Source organism: Pseudomonas sp. SMSB3 (assembly GCF_052041965.1).
GTDB lineage: Bacteria > Pseudomonadota > Gammaproteobacteria > Pseudomonadales > Pseudomonadaceae > Aquipseudomonas.
Map to the genome: position 1 here is coordinate 267,176 of NZ_JBKGGV010000001.1, position 15,888 is coordinate 283,063.

Annotated in this window: 13 protein-coding genes; 1 reads left to right on the plus strand and 12 read right to left on the minus strand. The window is 62.7% G+C overall.

Annotated elements, in window-relative coordinates:
- Nucleotides 1-66: 66 nt before the first annotated feature.
- From ACLEJW_RS01225 to ACLEJW_RS01240, 4 genes are all read right to left on the minus strand, one after another.
- Nucleotides 67-1,146, minus strand: coding sequence for a polyamine ABC transporter substrate-binding protein (locus ACLEJW_RS01225; protein WP_313295519.1), 1,080 nt, complete (start codon nucleotides 1,144-1,146; stop codon nucleotides 67-69).
- A 51-nt stretch (nucleotides 1,147-1,197) separates the two neighbouring features.
- On the minus strand, nucleotides 1,198-1,539 hold the full coding sequence (locus ACLEJW_RS01230) for a cupin domain-containing protein (RefSeq protein ID WP_145185135.1): 342 nt from the start codon (nucleotides 1,537-1,539) through the stop codon (nucleotides 1,198-1,200).
- Nucleotides 1,540-1,568: 29 nt separating this feature from the next.
- Entirely contained in the window at nucleotides 1,569-2,975 is a 1,407-nt protein-coding gene (locus ACLEJW_RS01235; RefSeq protein WP_313295523.1) for an NAD(P)/FAD-dependent oxidoreductase, read from the minus strand.
- Between the two features lie 63 nt (nucleotides 2,976-3,038).
- Nucleotides 3,039-3,839, minus strand: coding sequence for a helix-turn-helix domain-containing protein (locus ACLEJW_RS01240; protein WP_313295525.1), 801 nt, complete (start codon nucleotides 3,837-3,839; stop codon nucleotides 3,039-3,041).
- A 213-nt stretch (nucleotides 3,840-4,052) separates the two neighbouring features.
- On the opposite strand from ACLEJW_RS01240, the gene ACLEJW_RS01245 reads away from it, so the two are divergent.
- Nucleotides 4,053-4,952, plus strand: coding sequence for a hypothetical protein (locus ACLEJW_RS01245; protein WP_145185141.1), 900 nt, complete (start codon nucleotides 4,053-4,055; stop codon nucleotides 4,950-4,952).
- Between the two features lie 139 nt (nucleotides 4,953-5,091).
- Here the strand turns inward: ACLEJW_RS01245 and ACLEJW_RS01250 are convergent, their stop codons facing one another.
- The 8 genes from ACLEJW_RS01250 to ACLEJW_RS01285 all read right to left on the minus strand — a co-directional run bounded on the left by ACLEJW_RS01250 (nucleotide 5,092) and on the right by ACLEJW_RS01285 (nucleotide 15,606).
- Entirely contained in the window at nucleotides 5,092-6,060 is a 969-nt protein-coding gene (locus tag ACLEJW_RS01250; protein WP_145185143.1) for a peptide ABC transporter ATP-binding protein, read from the minus strand.
- Nucleotides 6,060-7,028: an ABC transporter ATP-binding protein gene (locus tag ACLEJW_RS01255; protein ID WP_313295529.1), complete on the minus strand. Its 969-nt coding sequence runs from the start codon at nucleotides 7,026-7,028 to the stop codon at nucleotides 6,060-6,062. Before ACLEJW_RS01255 ends, ACLEJW_RS01250 begins: the two co-directional genes overlap by 1 nt.
- A gap of 10 nt (nucleotides 7,029-7,038) precedes the next feature.
- A complete protein-coding gene (locus tag ACLEJW_RS01260) occupies nucleotides 7,039-7,965 on the minus strand; it encodes an ABC transporter permease subunit (protein ID WP_145185147.1) in 927 nt (308 codons plus the stop codon).
- A gap of 9 nt (nucleotides 7,966-7,974) precedes the next feature.
- Nucleotides 7,975-8,985 carry an ABC transporter permease subunit gene (locus ACLEJW_RS01265; protein ID WP_145185151.1) on the minus strand — a complete coding sequence of 337 codons (1,011 nt, stop codon included), beginning with the start codon at nucleotides 8,983-8,985 and terminating at the stop codon, nucleotides 7,975-7,977.
- Between the two features lie 74 nt (nucleotides 8,986-9,059).
- The gene (locus tag ACLEJW_RS01270; RefSeq protein WP_145185154.1) at nucleotides 9,060-10,655 is read right to left on the minus strand and encodes an ABC transporter substrate-binding protein; all 1,596 of its coding nucleotides are present in this window, start codon (nucleotides 10,653-10,655) and stop codon (nucleotides 9,060-9,062) included.
- Between the two features lie 70 nt (nucleotides 10,656-10,725).
- On the minus strand, nucleotides 10,726-12,105 hold the full coding sequence (locus ACLEJW_RS01275; protein WP_313456107.1) for an OprD family porin: 1,380 nt from the start codon (nucleotides 12,103-12,105) through the stop codon (nucleotides 10,726-10,728).
- Between the two features lie 129 nt (nucleotides 12,106-12,234).
- Nucleotides 12,235-13,827: an ABC transporter substrate-binding protein gene (locus ACLEJW_RS01280; RefSeq protein WP_145185160.1), complete on the minus strand. Its 1,593-nt coding sequence runs from the start codon at nucleotides 13,825-13,827 to the stop codon at nucleotides 12,235-12,237.
- 153 nt (nucleotides 13,828-13,980) lie between these two features.
- Complete coding sequence (locus ACLEJW_RS01285; RefSeq protein WP_440776874.1) at nucleotides 13,981-15,606, minus strand: ABC transporter substrate-binding protein; 1,626 nt, start codon at nucleotides 15,604-15,606, stop codon at nucleotides 13,981-13,983.
- Between the last annotated feature and the right edge of the window lie 282 nt (nucleotides 15,607-15,888).

A 15,888-nucleotide genomic window follows, 5' to 3' on the forward strand; every position in this document is an offset into this window, starting at 1 on the left:
ATGGGAGCGGTCCGGTACAAAAACCGCGATACCCCACACCGGTCCGCTTTTTCTTGCAGCTTGCCGCTAGTTCCCCGCCTTGATGCTGGTCCAGATACGGGTGCGGATGCGGTCGATCTTGGCTGGCATTGCCTCGAGTGCATATAGCTTGCCCATTACCTCTGCGCTGGGGTAGATCATCGTATTGCCTTTGAGCGCCGGCTCGACCAGCTCGTCGGCCTTGAGATTGCCGTTGGCGTACTGCACGTGGTTGCTGATGTTGGCCATCACTTCAGGCTGCAGCAGGTAATTCATGTACGCATAGCCGGCCTTTTCGTCTGGCGCATCGGCGGGCATGGCGACCATGTCGAACCACATCGGCGCACCTTCCTTAGGTATCGAGTAGCCCACCTTCACACCGTTATGGGCCTCATCGGCGCGGTTTTTCGCCTGCAGCACATCGCCCGAGAACCCCACCACCACACAGATATCGCCATTGGCCAGATCCCCGGTGTACTTCGAGGAATGGAAGTAACTGATGTACGGTCGCACCTGCATCAGCAAGGCCTTGGCCTTGTCGTAGTCAGCCGGGTTCTGGCTATGGTGAGGCAAGCCGAGGTAGTGCAGGGCGATCGGCAGCAGCTCGGGACCGTTGTCCAGCACCGCCACGCCGCAGCTTTTTAGCTTGCTCATGTATTCGGGCTTGAAGATCAGGTCCCACGAGTCTACCGGTGCGTCATTGCCCAGCACGGCCTTGACCTTGTCGATGTTGTAGCCGATGCCGGTGCTGCCCCACAGATACGGGAAACCATACTGGTTGCCAGGGTCGTTGACCTCCAGCGCCTTGAGCAATACCGGGTTGAGGTTGTGCCAGTTGGGTAGTTGCGACTTGTCCAGGCGCTTGAGCGCCTTGCCCTGGATTTGCCTGGCCATGAAGTGGTTGGAGGGAAACACCACGTCGTAGCCTGAGTTGCCGGTCATCAACTTGCCGTCAAGGGTTTCGTTGCTGTCGTAGACGTCGTAGGTCGGCACGATGCCGGTGGCCTGCTGGAAGTGCTTCAGCGTGTCTGGCGCGACATAACTCGACCAGTTGTAGATCTTCACCGTCTCGGCGGCGCTGGCGATGCTCGCGGCGAGCATCAAAGGAGCGAACAGGAAAGTGCGCATGTCGGGATACCTTGCTTTGTCTGTTGTTATCGAAGGCAGGCGATCAGCGGGTCAGAAAATCAGTACGTAAGTCTTGCGCACGGTTTCCTGGATGTCCCAGGTCCCCACGCTGTTGGCCGGTAGCATCAATGCGTCTCCGGCTTCTAGGGTCAAGGGGTCGCCGCCATCCGGGGTGAAGGTGCAGCGACCCTTGATGAAATGACAGAACTCCTGCTGCACGATCTGCCGCCGCCAGCGCCCGGGTGTGCACTCCCAGATGCCGGTCTCGACCCCATCGCTGCGCTCGACGCTGGTGACCGAGGTCACCGCCACCGGCTCGCCCAGCGGCACCGCGACTGGGCTGCTGCTCTCAAGGGTCGCGCGTTCTGTGTGTTTGAACTGGGTGATGCTCATGGCAGCTGGATCCTGTGTCGGGGGAGAAATCAGTGCATGAAACCTTCCATGAAGTCCGCCAGGCCGCTGGCCAAGCGCCGCCGCCAGGGCGGGCTGGCGGCATTGGCAAGGGTCCGGTCTTCGTGGACAAAGCTCTGGATGATGGCGTTGTAGCCCAACCAGCGGCAGGGTTCGCGCGGCCAGCTGGCCAGGCTGGATATCGGGCGGTTATCCAGCACCCAGGGTTGTGCGGTCAGCGCGTTGTGCTGATTGAGGATCAGCGCCGCCAACGTGCGCCCGCCCAGGTTGGTTGCGCCCACGCCTTCGCCGCCGTAGCCGCCAGCCAAGGCGATACCGCGCTGGCGGTCGCACAGCATGTGCGGACGAAAGCGCCGCGCCATGCCCAGGTTACCGCCCCAGGAATGGGTGATGCGGGCGTGCTTGAGTTGGGGGAACAGATCGCTGAACAGGTAGCGGCGCAGTTCGATCTCATGCGCTTGCAGGTTGAAGTCCTCGCGCAGGCGGCCACCGAAGCGGTAACCCCCGCGGGCACCGAACACCAGGCGATCGTCGGCGGTGCGCTGACCGTAAGTGACCTGGCGGCTGCTCTCACTGAAAGCCTGGCCTTCGGCCAAGCCAATTTGCGCCCAGGCCGACGCTGGAAGCGGCTCGGTGGCCACCAGCAGGCTCTGCACCGGGATCTGGTGCTTGCCAAGCGGCGGCAGGCTAGCGGCGTAACCTTCCACGGCGGGCACCACCCAGTGGCAACCGATGCGCGCCAAGGGCGTGCGTACCGCGCCGGGTTGCCAGTCGATGGCCGGGGTATTTTCGTAAATCGTCACCCCCAGTGCTTCCACCGCCCGGGCCAGGCCACGAACCAGCTTGGCCGGCTGCACGGTGGCGGTATGCGGGCTGTAGATGGCGCCGTAGGCATTGCTCATGCGTACATGCAGGTCGAGCTGCTCAGGCCGCAGCCAGCGGTAATCGTCCTCGCTCATGCCCTGGCGGTACAAGTCGTCCAGATAGGCGCGCAGGCCACGTTCCTGCTCGGGATAACGCGCCGCGCAGTACAGCACGCCGCCTTTGCGGTAGTCGCAGTCGATGGCTTCGCGCTGCAGCACCCGGTGCACCTCATCGGGAATGCCGTGCAGCAAATCGATGCTGGCTCTGCGCTGCTGCGGGGACAGGCTGGCGAGCAGACGGTCTTCGCCCAGCACGTTGCCCATCAACCAGCCGCCATTGCGCCCCGAGGCGCCAAAGCCTGCGATGTTGGCTTCGATGATGGCGATGTTCAGCTGTGGAGCCTGGCGCTTGAGGTAATAGGCCGTCCACAACCCGGTGTAACCTGCGCCAATGATGCACACGTCCAGATCCAGGTCGTGACGCAGGGCCGGGCGGGCGCACAGCGGCTCGTCAAGCTGGTCCATCCACAGGCTGAGTGAGCGCAGGCTTTGCATCGAATCGTTTTCCACATCTGTCCAGGTCTGTGGCGATGCTAGTGGCGCGCTGCGGTGCGTGTCTTACGTGCGTGCACGCACAGAAATTTGCCTGAGGTAGGCCTTGGGCGTCAGCCCGGTGTGGGCGCGGAAGCACTTGTAGAACGCCGACAGTGAGTTGAAGCCGGCACTGAACGCCAGGTCGTCGATGGTCGCTGCCACCGCTTTGTCTTCCAGGCTGGCCATCAGGTGCTGCAGGCGCGCCTGATTCACGTAGCGGTAGAAGCTCTGCCCGAGTACCTGGTTGAGCAGGTAGGAAATCTGGTTGCGGCTATAGCCACTGGCCTCGGCCACCTGTTGCAGGTCCAGCTCCGGGTCCAGGTACGGCCGCTGGCGCTTGAAGTAATGCTCCAGGTCCTGCGCCATGGTCGACAGCTGCCGGGGCGACAAGCCCAGGCGACTGGTCGCCGGACGTGGGCCGGCGGCGCGGATACCCGTGGCTGCGCGCCGGACCAAGGTGGCGTATTCATGTACGCGCCAGATCAGGCCATCGACTACCGTGATCGCCTCGCTGGACTCGAACACCGCCAGGCCTTCACCGCCTTGCACGGTGACCTGGTATTGAATGAAGGCGGTACAGCCATCGACGCGGATGCGGTCGCTGTGGACGATCTCTTCGCCCGCCTGATGCGGCAGGCACGCACGCACGTAATCACGCAACTCGGCCAGGCGCAGCACGCGGTTCTGGAAGAAGTCGTGGTAGTGGACGTCGGGGTGGTACAGCGCGATGACGCCGTCCAGGTCGCGACGTTTCCAGCACAGGTGGTAGCGCAGCACTGTGTCGGCCGTGATCGGGGTCTGTGCGGGGCCATCGGGTAGGGTCATGCTGGGATGATGCCTGGCTGCTCGATCCGGGACAAGAATTGCAGAACACCTGATGCAGATTGGCGATTCGCGCATTTTGCACGGTAATAAATCAACTGAAATCGCTAAGTCGTTGATTTCGCTGATGGTCATTTTTTGTCACAGCTGGCACAGGCGCTGCAATGGTTACTGCGCGAATGGACCTCTCGCTAATAACCTACAGGCGATCACATCATGATTCCTTCTGCCGACTACCCCGTTGTCGATACCCAAAGCCGCTCAGGTGTGTCCTGGGCGGCGATTTTCGCTGGCGCTGCCGCTGCCGCTGCCGTGTCCCTGATCCTGGTACTTCTAGGTGCCGGGTTGGGCTTCGCTGCAACGTCGCCGTGGGCTGACGAAGGCGCGAGCGCCAAGGCGCTGGGCATTTCCACCATCGTCTGGCTGCTGCTTACGCAGATCATCGCCTCAGGCCTGGGCGGCTACATGGCCGGTCGCCTGCGGGTGAAGTGGGCAAATCTGCACGGTGACGAGGTGTACTTCCGCGACACCGCCCATGGTTTCCTGTCCTGGGCCGTCGCGACCTTGGTCGCTGCCGTGCTGGTACTGGGCACTGCCGGTAACCTGATCGGTGCTGGCGCCAGCGCTGCATCCCAGGCCGTGACCGTGACTGCCGCAGCAGGCGGCGCCGCAGCCTCCGGCGACAACGACAATTCGATGGGCTATTTCGTCGACAGCCTGTTCCGTGGCGATGGCCCGGCGCCGGTCAGTGACGATGCCGCCAACGGCGTAGCCGCACGCATCATTGCCAAAGGCGTTGCCGGTGACGGCGCCTTGCCTGCCGAAGACCGCGCTTATCTGGCGCAGCTGGTCGCCCAGCGCACCCGTTTGACCCAGCCTGAAGCCGAAGCACGTGTCGACCAGGTCATGGCCCAAGTGCAACAACTGAAAACCGATGCCAAGCAGGCCGCCGACACCGCAGCCAAAGTCGCTGCCTGGACCACGCTGTGGACCTTCGTCGCCCTGCTGTGTGGCGCCTTCTTCGCCAGCCTGGCTGCACTGTACGGCGGCCGCCGTCGTGACCACGTGCAGTGGCTCGAAGGCGAGTACGCCACTCACCGCACCATTCAACGTTAAGCCGTCAAACAAGGAGAAACGACATGCGCTCGATCCTGCTATGGATGCTCGGGGTACCGATTCCAGTTATCATCCTGATCGCGATTTTCATGCACTGACCAGAAAGGGCCGCCAAGCGGCCCTTTTTGCATCCTTGTGATCAGAGAAATTGCTCGGCGTAGTGGCAGGCCACCTGGCGACTGCCCACGTGGCGAAACGCCGGCACTTCCTTGGCACACCGCTCAGTGGCGTACGGACAGCGCTTGTGAAAAGCACAGCCCTCGGGCGGGTTCAACGGATTGGGCAGTTCCCCGGCGATGCGGATCTTCGGCTTGAGCGGGTCCGGGTGAATGGCAGGCGTGGCCGACAGTAGCGCCTGGGTATACGGATGCAGCGGTCTTTCGTAGATATCCTCTTTGGGGCCCATTTCTGCCGGGCGCCCCAGGTACATCACCAGCACCTGATCGGCGACATGCCGCACCACCGCCAGGTTGTGCGAAATGAACACATAGGCGGTGTTGAACTCCTGCTGCAGATCCATGAACAGGTTCAGCACCTGGGCCTGGATCGACACATCCAGCGCCGAGGTTGGCTCGTCGGCCACCAGCACCTTCGGCTGCAGCATCATCGCCCGCGCCAGCGCGATACGCTGGCGCTGGCCACCGGAGAACATATGCGGATAGCGCTGGTAATGCTCCGGGCGCAGGCCGACCTGCTCCATCATCTTCTGCACCTTGTCGCGGCGCTCGGCCTTGCTCAGCGAGGTGTTGATCAGCAGCGGCTCGGCCAACTGGTCACCGATTTTCTGCCGCGGGTTGAGCGAGGCGTAGGGGCTCTGGAACACCATCTGCACGTCGCGGCGCAATTGCTTGCGCTCACGTTTGCTGGCGCCTGTCACCTCGGTGCCGGCAATCTGCAGCGAGCCGGAGGAGGGCTCTTCGATCAGGGTCAAGGCCCGCGCCAAGGTCGACTTGCCGCAGCCCGATTCGCCGACCACGGCCAGGGTCTTGCCCGCCTCCAACTCGAACGACACACCATTGAGCGCGCGGACCGTGGCGTGGCCCTTGAACAATCCGCGGGAGACTTCGTAATGCCGGGTCAGCTCCCGTGCGGTGAGAACGACGGCCATCACGCCACCTCCTGGTTCAATGGATAGAAGCACCGCGCCAGGCTCTGCGCCTTGGGGTCCAGCGCCGGGCGTTCGCGCCGGCAGTTGTCACGTACATAAGGGCAGCGCGGCGACAGCAGGCAGCCCTGCGGGCGGTCGTAGCGACCCGGCACGATACCCGGCAGCGTCGCCAGGCGTTCGGCGCCCAGGCTGTGTTCGGGAATCGCCGCCAGCAACGCCTCGGTGTAAGGATGGGCGGGGATGTCGAACAGCTCAGGCACCTGACCGACTTCAACCGCTTGCCCGGCATACATCACGCAGACCCGTCTGGCGGTTTCCGCCACCACGGCCAGGTCATGGGTAATCAGGATCAGCGCCATGTTGCGCTCTTGCTGCAGGTTCACCAGCAGCTCCATGATCTGCGCCTGAATGGTCACATCCAGTGCCGTGGTCGGCTCATCGGCGATCAGCAGCTTGGGCTCGCCGGCGATCGCCATGGCAATCGCCACGCGCTGGCTCATGCCGCCGGAGAGTTGGTGCGGATAGGCATCAAGCCGGCTTTCGGCGGCGGGGATTTCGACCTTCTTGAGCAGTTCCAGGGCGCGCTGCCGCGCAGCCTTGCCCTTCAGGCCCAGGTGCTGGCGCAGCACCTCCTCGATCTGGTAGCCGACCGTGTAGCTGGGGTTGAGCGCAGTCATCGGGTCCTGGAAAACCATGGCGATGTCCTTGCCCACCACGTTGCGCCGCTGCCGGCCGCTCAGGCGCAGCATGTCGGTGCCGTCGAAGGTCAGGGTGTCGGCGGTAATGCGCCCAGGGGCGTCGATCAGCCCCATCAGCGCCATCATGGTGACCGATTTGCCCGACCCGGATTCGCCGACGATGGCCAGGATCTCGCCGGCCTCCACCGCCAGGTCCAGGCCATCGACCACCGGTACCGCGTTGCTGTCGCCGAAGCGCACGTTCAGGTTGTTGATCTGCAACAGTGACATGGCGTTCTCCTCAGGCGGCGTTCTTGAGTTTCGGGTCCAGCGCATCGCGCAGACCGTCGCCCATCAGGTTGATTGCCAGCACACTGAGCAAGATGGTCAGGCCGGGCAGGCTCACCACCCACCAGGCGCGCTCGATGTAATCGCGCGCCGAGGCGAGCATGGTGCCCCATTCAGGCGTCGGCGGTTGCACGCCCAGGCCCAGGAAACCCAGCGCTGCGGCGTCGAGGATGGCCGAGGAGAAACTCAAGGTCGCCTGCACGATCAGCGGGGCCATGCAATTGGGTAGCACGGTGACGAACATCAGCCGAGGCAAGCCGGCTCCGGCCAGGCGTGCGGCGGTCACGTAGTCGCGGTTCAGCTCGCCCATCACCGCCGCCCGGGTCAGGCGCACGTAGGAGGGCAGCGAGACGATGGCGATGGCGATCACGGTGTTGATCAGGCCGGGGCCGAGAATGGCGACGATGGCCACGGCCAACAGCAGCGACGGCAGCGCCAGCATCACATCCATCAGGCGCATGATCGAAGGCCCCAGCAGCTGTGGGAAGAAGCCAGCCAGCAGCCCCAGCAGAATGCCTGGGATCAGTGACATCACCACCGACGACAGGCCGATCAGCAGCGACAGCCGTGCGCCCTGGATCAGGCGGGACAGCAGGTCGCGGCCCAGTTCGTCGGTGCCCAGCACGAACTGCCAGGTCCCGCCTTCGAGCCACACCGGTGGCGTCAGCAGGTAGTCGCGGTACTGCTCGCTCGGGTCATGGGGCGCGACCCATGGGGCGAACAGCGCGCAGAACACCACCACGCTCATGAAGGCAAGGCCCGCCACCGCGCCTTTGTTGCGCGCGAAGGCTTGCCAGAATTCTTTGTAGGGCGATGGGTAGAGCAGGCTCTGGTCCACCACGGCGGTCGGTGTCACGGTTTTCGGAATAGGGCTAGTCATGGCAAGGCCTCAGCGCTGATGACGGATGCGAGGGTTGGCCAGGCCGTAGAGGATGTCCACGACGAAGTTGACCAGGATCACCAGGCAGGCGATCAACAGGATGCCGTTCTGGACCACGGGATAGTCACGGGCGCCGATGGCTTCGATCAGCCATTTGCCGATGCCCGGCCAGGAGAAGATGGTTTCGGTGAGTACCGCGCCAGCCAGCAATGTGCCGACCTGCAGGCCGAACACCGTCAGTACCGGGATCAGCGCGTTGCGCAGCCCGTGCACGAATACCACGCGCGCCGGCGACAGGCCTTTGGCCCGGGCGGTGCGGATGTAATCCTCGCGCAGGACCTCAAGCATCGACGAACGGGTCATGCGGGCGATCACCGCCAGCGGAATGGTGCCGAGCACGATGGCCGGCAGGATCAGGTGCATCAGTGCGTCCTTGAACGCGCCTTCTTCATCGCTGAGCAGGGTGTCGATCAACATGAAGCCGGTCTTCGGCTCGATGTCGTAGAGCAGGTCGATGCGCCCGGAAACCGGCGTCCAGCCCAGGCTTACCGAGAAGAACATGATCAGGATCAGGCCCCACCAGAAGATCGGCATCGAGTAACCGGCCAGGGAGATGCCCATCACGCCATGGTCGAACAGCGAGCCGCGCTTGAGCGCCGCGATCACGCCGGCCAGCAGGCCGACCACGCCGGCGAACAGCAGCGCGGCCATGGCCAGTTCCAAGGTGGCGGGGAACAGGGTGAGGAATTCGCGCCAGACACTCTCGCGGGTGCGCAATGACTCACCCAGGTCGCCCTGGGCCAGCTTGCCGACATAGTCCAGGTACTGGACCGGCAGCGGTTTGTTCAGGCCCAGGCGCTCCATGGCCTGGGCATGCATTTCGGGGTCGACCCTGCGTTCGCCCATCATCACTTCCACCGGGTCGCCGGGGATCAGGCGTATGAGCGCGAAGGTCAGCAAGGTGATACCGAAGAAGGTCGGTATCAACAGGCCCAGGCGCCGGGCAATAAAACTCAACATTGTCAGGGTTACCTCATCAACAGGTCACGCAGTGCCGCCGGTGCCCTTGTGGGGTCCCGGCGATCGTTGTTGTTCTACTTCACCCGGGTAGTGGCGAAGTTGTTATTGGTCAGAGGGCTGATCACATAACCCTCCACGTTTGCGCGCATGGCGGTGAACATCTTCGGATGGGCCATGCTGATCCACGGTTGCTCGTCATCGTACACTTTCAGTGCCTCGGCATAGAGGCTGGCGCGTTGCTCGTTGTCGATCACCTCGCGGGCGCGGCTGATCAACGCCTGAAACCTTGGATTGCACCAGCGCGCATAGTTCTCGCCGCTTTTCGCCGCATCGCAGCTAAGCAGCGGGCTGAGAAAGTTGTCGGGGTCGCCGTTGTCGCCGGCCCAGCCAGTCGACACCAGGTCCGCCTCGCCCTTTTTCGCGCGGCGCAGCATCTCGGCCCATTCCATCACGCGGATATCCAGCTTCAAGCCGATCTGCTTGAGGTCAGCCTGGAGCATTTCGGCGGACAGGCGCGGGTTGGGGTTGGTTGGGCCACCGCCGTTGCGGGTGAACAGGGTGATCACCGTGCCCTCTGGCACCCCGGCTTGCCTGAGAAGCTCACGGGCCTTGGCCAGATCGCGCGGCGGGTTGCTGTTCTCGGTGTTGTAGCCGATCAGGGTGGGTGGGTAAGGGTTTACCCCGACCAGCGCATTGCCCTTGCCGAACAACTGGTCGATGTGGGTCTGGCGGTCGAAGGCCATGTTGATGGCCTTGCGCACGCGCACGTCGCTCAGGTACTTGTGCTCGGTGTTCATCGAGATATAGCCGGTGACCAAAGCTTCGATCTCGGCGACCTTGAGTGTCGGGTCTTTCTTGATCAACGGCACGTCATCGGGTTTGGGATAGAGGGCCACCTGGCATTCGTTGGCGCGCAGTTTCTGCAGGCGCACGTTGCTGTCGGTGGCGATGGCGAACACCAGGGCATCGGCCGGGGGCTTGCCGCGGAAATAGTCCGGGTTGGCCTTGTAGCGAACCTGGGCGTCCTTGTTGTAGCGCTGGAAGATGAATGGCCCGGTGCCGATCGGCTTGCTGTTGAGCTCGGCGGTCTTGCCGGCCTTGAGCAGTTGATCGCCATATTCGGCCGAGTAGATCGAGGTGAAGGCCATGGCCATGTCGCGCAGGAATGGCGCCTCGGGGCGGGTGAGGGTGATGACCACGGTGTGCTCGTCGGTCTTGCTCACCGACTTGAGCAGGTCCTTGAAGGCCATGCTTTCGAAATAGGGGTAACCGACACTGGTCTTGTCGTGCCACGGATGGCTCGGGTCGAGCTGGCGGTTCAAGCTCCATAGCACGTCGTCGGCATTGAAGTCGCGAGTGGGCGTGAAGTACTCGGTGCGGTGGAACTTCACGCCTTGGCGCAGGTGAAACGTGTAGGTCAGGCCATCGGCCGAGATTTCCCAGCGCTCTGCCAGCGCCGGCTCGATATCGGTGGTGCCAGGCTTGAAGTCGACCAGCCGATTGAACAGCGCTTCGGCCGAGGCATCGGCGGTGACCGCCGTGGTGTACTGGACGATGTCGAAACCTTCCGGGCTGGCTTCGGTGCAGACCACCAAGGGCTTGGCCGCCAAGTGACCGGCGGCGCCGAGGATGATCGCTGCCAAGGCAGTGCGCAGCGTTAGCGATGTCATGGAAACTCCCTGCGTGCGTTGATTCCAGCGTAGCTGCCGTGGCCTGCAGCCATGCAGGCCACGGCGACGGTCAAAGAATGTTGAAGGGGATGGTGGTGACGATGCGCAATTCGTCCAGGCTACCGTCGGCCTGGGCCTTGCTGGCCCGGTGCGCGGTGTAGGTGGCACGGATGCTGGTGTCTTTCAAAGGCCCGCTCTGCACCGCATAGCTAGTGCCGATGCCCCACTCGTAGTGGGTTTCACCCTCCAGGCCGTTGACGTCGTAGGCGTTGCCCCGGTAATGGGTGCCGTCGATGCCCCAGCCGCGGGCATTGTAGAGGTTGAACTTCAGGCCCGGCACGCCGTACGCCGCCATGTTCAGCACATACGACAGCTGCAGGGATTTCTCATTCGGACCGTTGAAGTCCGACAGCAGCGAGTTGGCCAGGTAGATGCCGTTGGTTTCATGCAGGTAATCGAAGTACTCGTTGCCGTTGACCTGTTGCCACGAGGCCGTGAGGGTGTGCGCCTGGTGGGTCAGGCCCAGCGACACGCTGTAGGTGTCGTTGTCGATCTCGCCCATCTTCTTGCGGCCTTCGTCCACGGTCTTGTAGTAGTTCAGGCCGGTGCTCAGGGCAAGCACGGCGCTGTCGCCCAGCACATGGCTGGCACCGAAATAGTATTGGTTCCAGAAGTCATCGACCTTGGTCGCGTAGAGGCTGGTGGTCAAACTCTTGAAGGGCTGGTAGTTGACCCCGGCGGTGCTGGCGCGATCGGTTTCGACCCCGGCGGCACCATATTCGCTGCGAAACTTGCTCAGGCTCTGTTCGGTTCGCGGCGAAACGCGGTCGAAAGTGCCCAGGTCGATGGACAGGTTGTCGAATTCGGCACTGTGCAGGAAGGCGCCCTGGAAACTCGAGGGCAGGGCGCGGTTGCCGATGTAGGCAAGCATCGGGGTATCGACCGATTGGCGACCGAGGGTGAGCGTGGTGTTCGACACGCGCGCCTTGACGTTGGCCAGGCCCATCTTGCTCCACTGACCGACGGGGTCACCGTCGCTGTGGGTCAACGTGCGGTTGTTGGGCCCGGCGATCGCCGCGCGGCCGCGCTCCAGGGCAATGGCGTTGTAGCCGGCGGCCTCGACGGCAAAGCCGATGGTGCCCTGGGTGAAGCCTGAGCTGTAGTTGAGGATGGTGCCCTGCACCCAGTTGTCGCGACTGTGGCTATCGTGGCGGCTGCCGTCGCTCTTGTAATAGCGCCACAGCGGCGCGCGCGTGGCGCGTTCGCGGGCGAACCAGTTGCGCGTGCTGCCGGACAGGCTCTGACCCTCGAGAAAACCCTCGGCCTGGTCCTGCTCGCTGGCCGACTTCAAGCTGATCGGAACGTAGTCCTGGCTCTGCGGATCGGCCTGGGCCACGGCGCACAGGGTGCCGATGGACAGGGCCAAGGTGGTCAAGATCAATGGTTTCAAGATAAAAGCTCCCTTTTCGTTCTTTTAGTTATTGCCTGGCCTCGTGGGCCGGGTTTTCTGCTGCGGTGTTGCCAGGGTCGCCCGCAATGGCCGGGCAAAAAGGGGGGCGTGCTGCCTACGCGAGCACGGTCAGTCGATGCCCACGCCGCTGAAATCGTTGCGCCCAAACGGGCTGACCTTGAAGTCAGTCACCTTCAGGCTCAGCGGCTGGTTGACCGTGGAGTGCGCCACCGGGGTGATCGGTACCTGTTGCTTGAGACGCTGTTGGGCCTGCTGGTAGAGCGCGCTGCGCTGTTCGCGGTCGGTGACCCGCTTGGCCTGCTTGATCAGGCTGTCGTACTGCTGATCGCACCAGCGCGAGTAGTTGTTGCTGCCGACGGCATCGCAGCTGTAGAGGGTGCCGAGCCAGTTGTCCGGGTCGCCGTTGTCGCCGGTCCAGCCGATCAGGGCGACATCGTGCTCGCCGGTTTTCATGCGTTTGAGGTATTCGCCCCATTCGTAACTGACGATGCGCACCTTCAGGCCCAGCTTGTTCCAGTCGGCCTGCAGCATCTCGGCCATCAACTTGGCATTGGGGTTGTAGGGGCGCTGCACCGGCATGGCCCACAGCGTGATCTCGGTGCCTGGTGCGACACCGGCCTGCTGCAGCAGCTGGCGAGCCTTGTCCGGATCGTACGGCGCGTCCTTGAGGCTGTTGTCGTAGGACCACTGGGTCGGCGGCATCGCGTTGACCGCCAACTGCCCCGAGTCCTGGTACACCGCCTGGAGGATGGCCTGCTTGTTCACCGCCATGTCCATGGCCTGGCGCACCGCCAGGCGGTCGAATGGCGGGTGCTGGGTGTTGTAAGCGATATAGCCCAGGTTGAAGCCCGGCTGTTGCATCACCTGCAGCTTGGGGTCGGCCTTGAGCGCCGGCAGGTCGGCTGGGCGCGGGTGAAGGGTGACCTGGCACTCGTTACGCCGTAGCTTCTGGATGCGCACCGAGGGGTCGGTATTGATGGAAAACACCAGGTTGTCGATCTTGACCTGGTCGGCTGCCCAGTACTGCAGATTGCCTTTGTAGCGGATCTGCGAGTCCTTCTGGTAACGCTGAAACACGAACGGGCCGGTGCCGATCGGCTGCTGATTGATGTCGCTGGGTCGCCCGCTGGCGAGCAAATGTTCGGCATATTCGGCAGACAGGATCGAGGCGAAACTCATGGCCAGGTTCTGGATGAAGGCGGCATCGACCTGGTTGAGGGTAAAGACCACGGTCAAGGGGTCGGTCTTTTCCACGCGGGCAATGTTCTTGTCCAGGCCCATGCTGACGAAATACGGAAATTCCGTGGGGTAGGCCTGACGAAACGGCTGCTGCCTGTCGAGCATGCGCTGGAAGGTGAACAGCACGTCATCGGCATTGAAGTCGCGGCTGGGGGTGAACTGTTTGTTGGCGTGGAACTTGACGCCTTCGCGCAGATGGAAGGTGTAGCGCAGGCCGTCGTCGGTCACCTCCCATCGGGTCGCCAGCGCCGGGTGCACGGCAGTACCGCCGCGCTCGAACTCCACCAGGCGGTTGTACAGCGGCTCGGCGGCGTCATTGTCGGTGGCGCTGGTGTACTGGGCGGTGTCGAACCCGGCGGGGCTGCCTTCGGAGCAGAACACCAGGTTCTTTGCCTGAAGGGCGGGGGACTGGCTCAACAGGCCAATCGCGAGCAAGGTAGAAAGGCGGGTGATGGGGCGCATGGCGGTTCCTTTTCCAGCTGTCGCGACCGCCATCGGGGTAGCAATGGCGGCAACAGTTTCCCGACTCCGGCGCGGATAGCGCTGAAGCAGAGGTGCAGTGCTCGTGGCGGTGGAAGGCACCCGCGCCGGGTGGCGACGGGTGCCAACCTTGGCTTACTTGTCCACGCTGACGCCGTAGAAGGCGTTCAACGCGAACGGACTGATCTTGAAGTCCTTCACTTTGGCGCTCATCGGCTGGTAGACCGTGGAGTGGGCGATCGGGGTGATCGGCACCTGCTCCTTGAGGATGTGCTGGGCTTTTTGATAGAGCTCAGTGCGCTTGGCCTGGTCGGAAGTGGCCTTGGCTTGCTTGATCAGGTCGTCGTAGGGTTTGTAGCACCACTTGGAGAAGTTGTTGCCGTCGATCGCATCGCAGCCATACAACGTGCCCAGCCAGTTATCGGGGTCGCCATTATCGCCGCTCCAGCCGATCAGCATGGCGCCTTGCTCGCCGCCTTTGGAGCGCTTGATGTACTCGCCCCATTCATAGCTGACGATCTTGGCCTTGATGCCGATCTTGCCCCAGTCGGCCTGCAGCATCTCGGCCATCAGCTTGGCGTTGGGGTTGTACGGGCGCTGTACGGGCATGGCCCACAAGGTGATTTCGGTGCCGTCCTTGATGCCGGCTTCCTTGAGCAACTGCTTGGCTTTTTCAGGGTCGTACGGGGCATCCTTGATGCTCTGATCGTAGGACCACTGGGTCGGTGGCATGGCATTGACGGCCAGTTGGCCGGCGCCCTGGTACACCGATTCAATGATCTTCTGCTTGTCCACGGCCATGTCCAGGGCCTGGCGCACCTTGAGCTGGGCCATGGGGTTGGGTTCATTGCTGCCCTTGATCTTGTCCATCACGTTGTAGGCGATGTAGCCCAGGTTGAAGCCGGCCTGCTGGGGCATCTGCAGGTTCTTGTCGGCCTTGAGCGGTGCAATGTCGGCTGGACGCGGGAACAACGTGACCTGGCACTCGTTCTTCTTCAGCTTCTGCATGCGCACCGAGGCGTCGGTGGTGATGGCGAAGATCAGGTTGTCGATCTTCACGTCCTCAGGCTTCCAGTAGTCCTTGTTGCCCTTGAAGCGGATCTGCGCGTCCTTCTGGTATTTGCTGAACACGAAGGGACCCGTGCCAATGGGCTTCTGGTTGATATCGGCGGCTTTGCCGTCCTTGAGCAGCTGCGCGGCATATTCGGCAGACTGGATCGAGGCGAAGCTCATGGCCAGGTTCTGGATGAACGCGGCGTCCACGTCGTTGAGGGTGAACTTGACCGTGTGGTCGTCGAGCTTTTCGACCTTGGCGATGTTCTTGTCCATGCCCATGTCGGTGAAGTAGGGGAATTCGGTGGGGTAGGCCTTACGGAACGGGTGATCCTTGTCGAGCATGCGGTTGAAGGTGAACAACACGTCGTCGGCGTTGAATTCACGGCTGGGCTTGAAGTAGTCGGTGGTGTGGAACTTGACCCCTTCGCGCAGGTGGAAGGTATAGGTCTTGCCGTCGTCGGCCACCTCCCAGCTGTTGGCCAGCCCCGGAATCACGGCGGTGCCACCGCGCTCGAACTGGGTGAGGCGGTTGAATACCGTCTCGGCCGAGGCATCGAAGTCGGTCCCGGTGGTGTACTGGCCAGGGTCGAAGCCCGCCGGGCTGCCCTCGGAGCAGAACACCAGGTTGGAGGCGGCCTGTGCCAGCGGTGCGCCGGCCAGTAGACCTGCGCCTAACAGGAACGGAATGACTGCGTGTTTGAGCATGGTGGCCTCATTGTTGTCGTTGTGATCGAGGCGGCCTCGTGAGCCGACCTGCGGATACTTATGCAGGGGGTATTCCCAATGCAACACTCAGAAGGATAGTTGGCGTCAGAAAAGTAGTACGGGCGTACATGGATGTCGCATCCGTGTAACTTTTGCTGAAGTTGAACGTTTGCGCAGGCGAAATGATGGCTTTTTGCAGAACATTTCGAGGCAGAGGAATGTGTAGGAAGCACCTTATTTGTGCGTAGGAAGAGTCTGACTTTCTATTGCAATGGTGTGTGA

Bases quoted from the DNA above. Each gene is read 5' to 3' on its own strand.
- ACLEJW_RS01225 (WP_313295519.1), bottom strand. From the start codon at position 1,146: ATGCGCACTTTCCTGTTCGCTCCTTTGATGCTCGCCGCGAGCATCGCC.
- ACLEJW_RS01230 (WP_145185135.1), bottom strand. From the start codon at position 1,539: ATGAGCATCACCCAGTTCAAACACACAGAACGCGCGACCCTTGAGAGC.
- ACLEJW_RS01235 (WP_313295523.1), bottom strand. From the start codon at position 2,975: ATGCAAAGCCTGCGCTCACTCAGCCTGTGGATGGACCAGCTTGACGAG.
- ACLEJW_RS01240 (WP_313295525.1), bottom strand. From the start codon at position 3,839: ATGACCCTACCCGATGGCCCCGCACAGACCCCGATCACGGCCGACACA.
- ACLEJW_RS01245 (WP_145185141.1), top strand. From the start codon at position 4,053: ATGATTCCTTCTGCCGACTACCCCGTTGTCGATACCCAAAGCCGCTCA.
- ACLEJW_RS01250 (WP_145185143.1), bottom strand. From the start codon at position 6,060: ATGGCCGTCGTTCTCACCGCACGGGAGCTGACCCGGCATTACGAAGTC.
- ACLEJW_RS01255 (WP_313295529.1), bottom strand. From the start codon at position 7,028: ATGTCACTGTTGCAGATCAACAACCTGAACGTGCGCTTCGGCGACAGC.
- ACLEJW_RS01260 (WP_145185147.1), bottom strand. From the start codon at position 7,965: ATGACTAGCCCTATTCCGAAAACCGTGACACCGACCGCCGTGGTGGAC.
- ACLEJW_RS01265 (WP_145185151.1), bottom strand. From the start codon at position 8,985: ATGTTGAGTTTTATTGCCCGGCGCCTGGGCCTGTTGATACCGACCTTC.
- ACLEJW_RS01270 (WP_145185154.1), bottom strand. From the start codon at position 10,655: ATGACATCGCTAACGCTGCGCACTGCCTTGGCAGCGATCATCCTCGGC.
- ACLEJW_RS01280 (WP_145185160.1), bottom strand. From the start codon at position 13,827: ATGCGCCCCATCACCCGCCTTTCTACCTTGCTCGCGATTGGCCTGTTG.
- ACLEJW_RS01285 (WP_440776874.1), bottom strand. From the start codon at position 15,606: ATGCTCAAACACGCAGTCATTCCGTTCCTGTTAGGCGCAGGTCTACTG.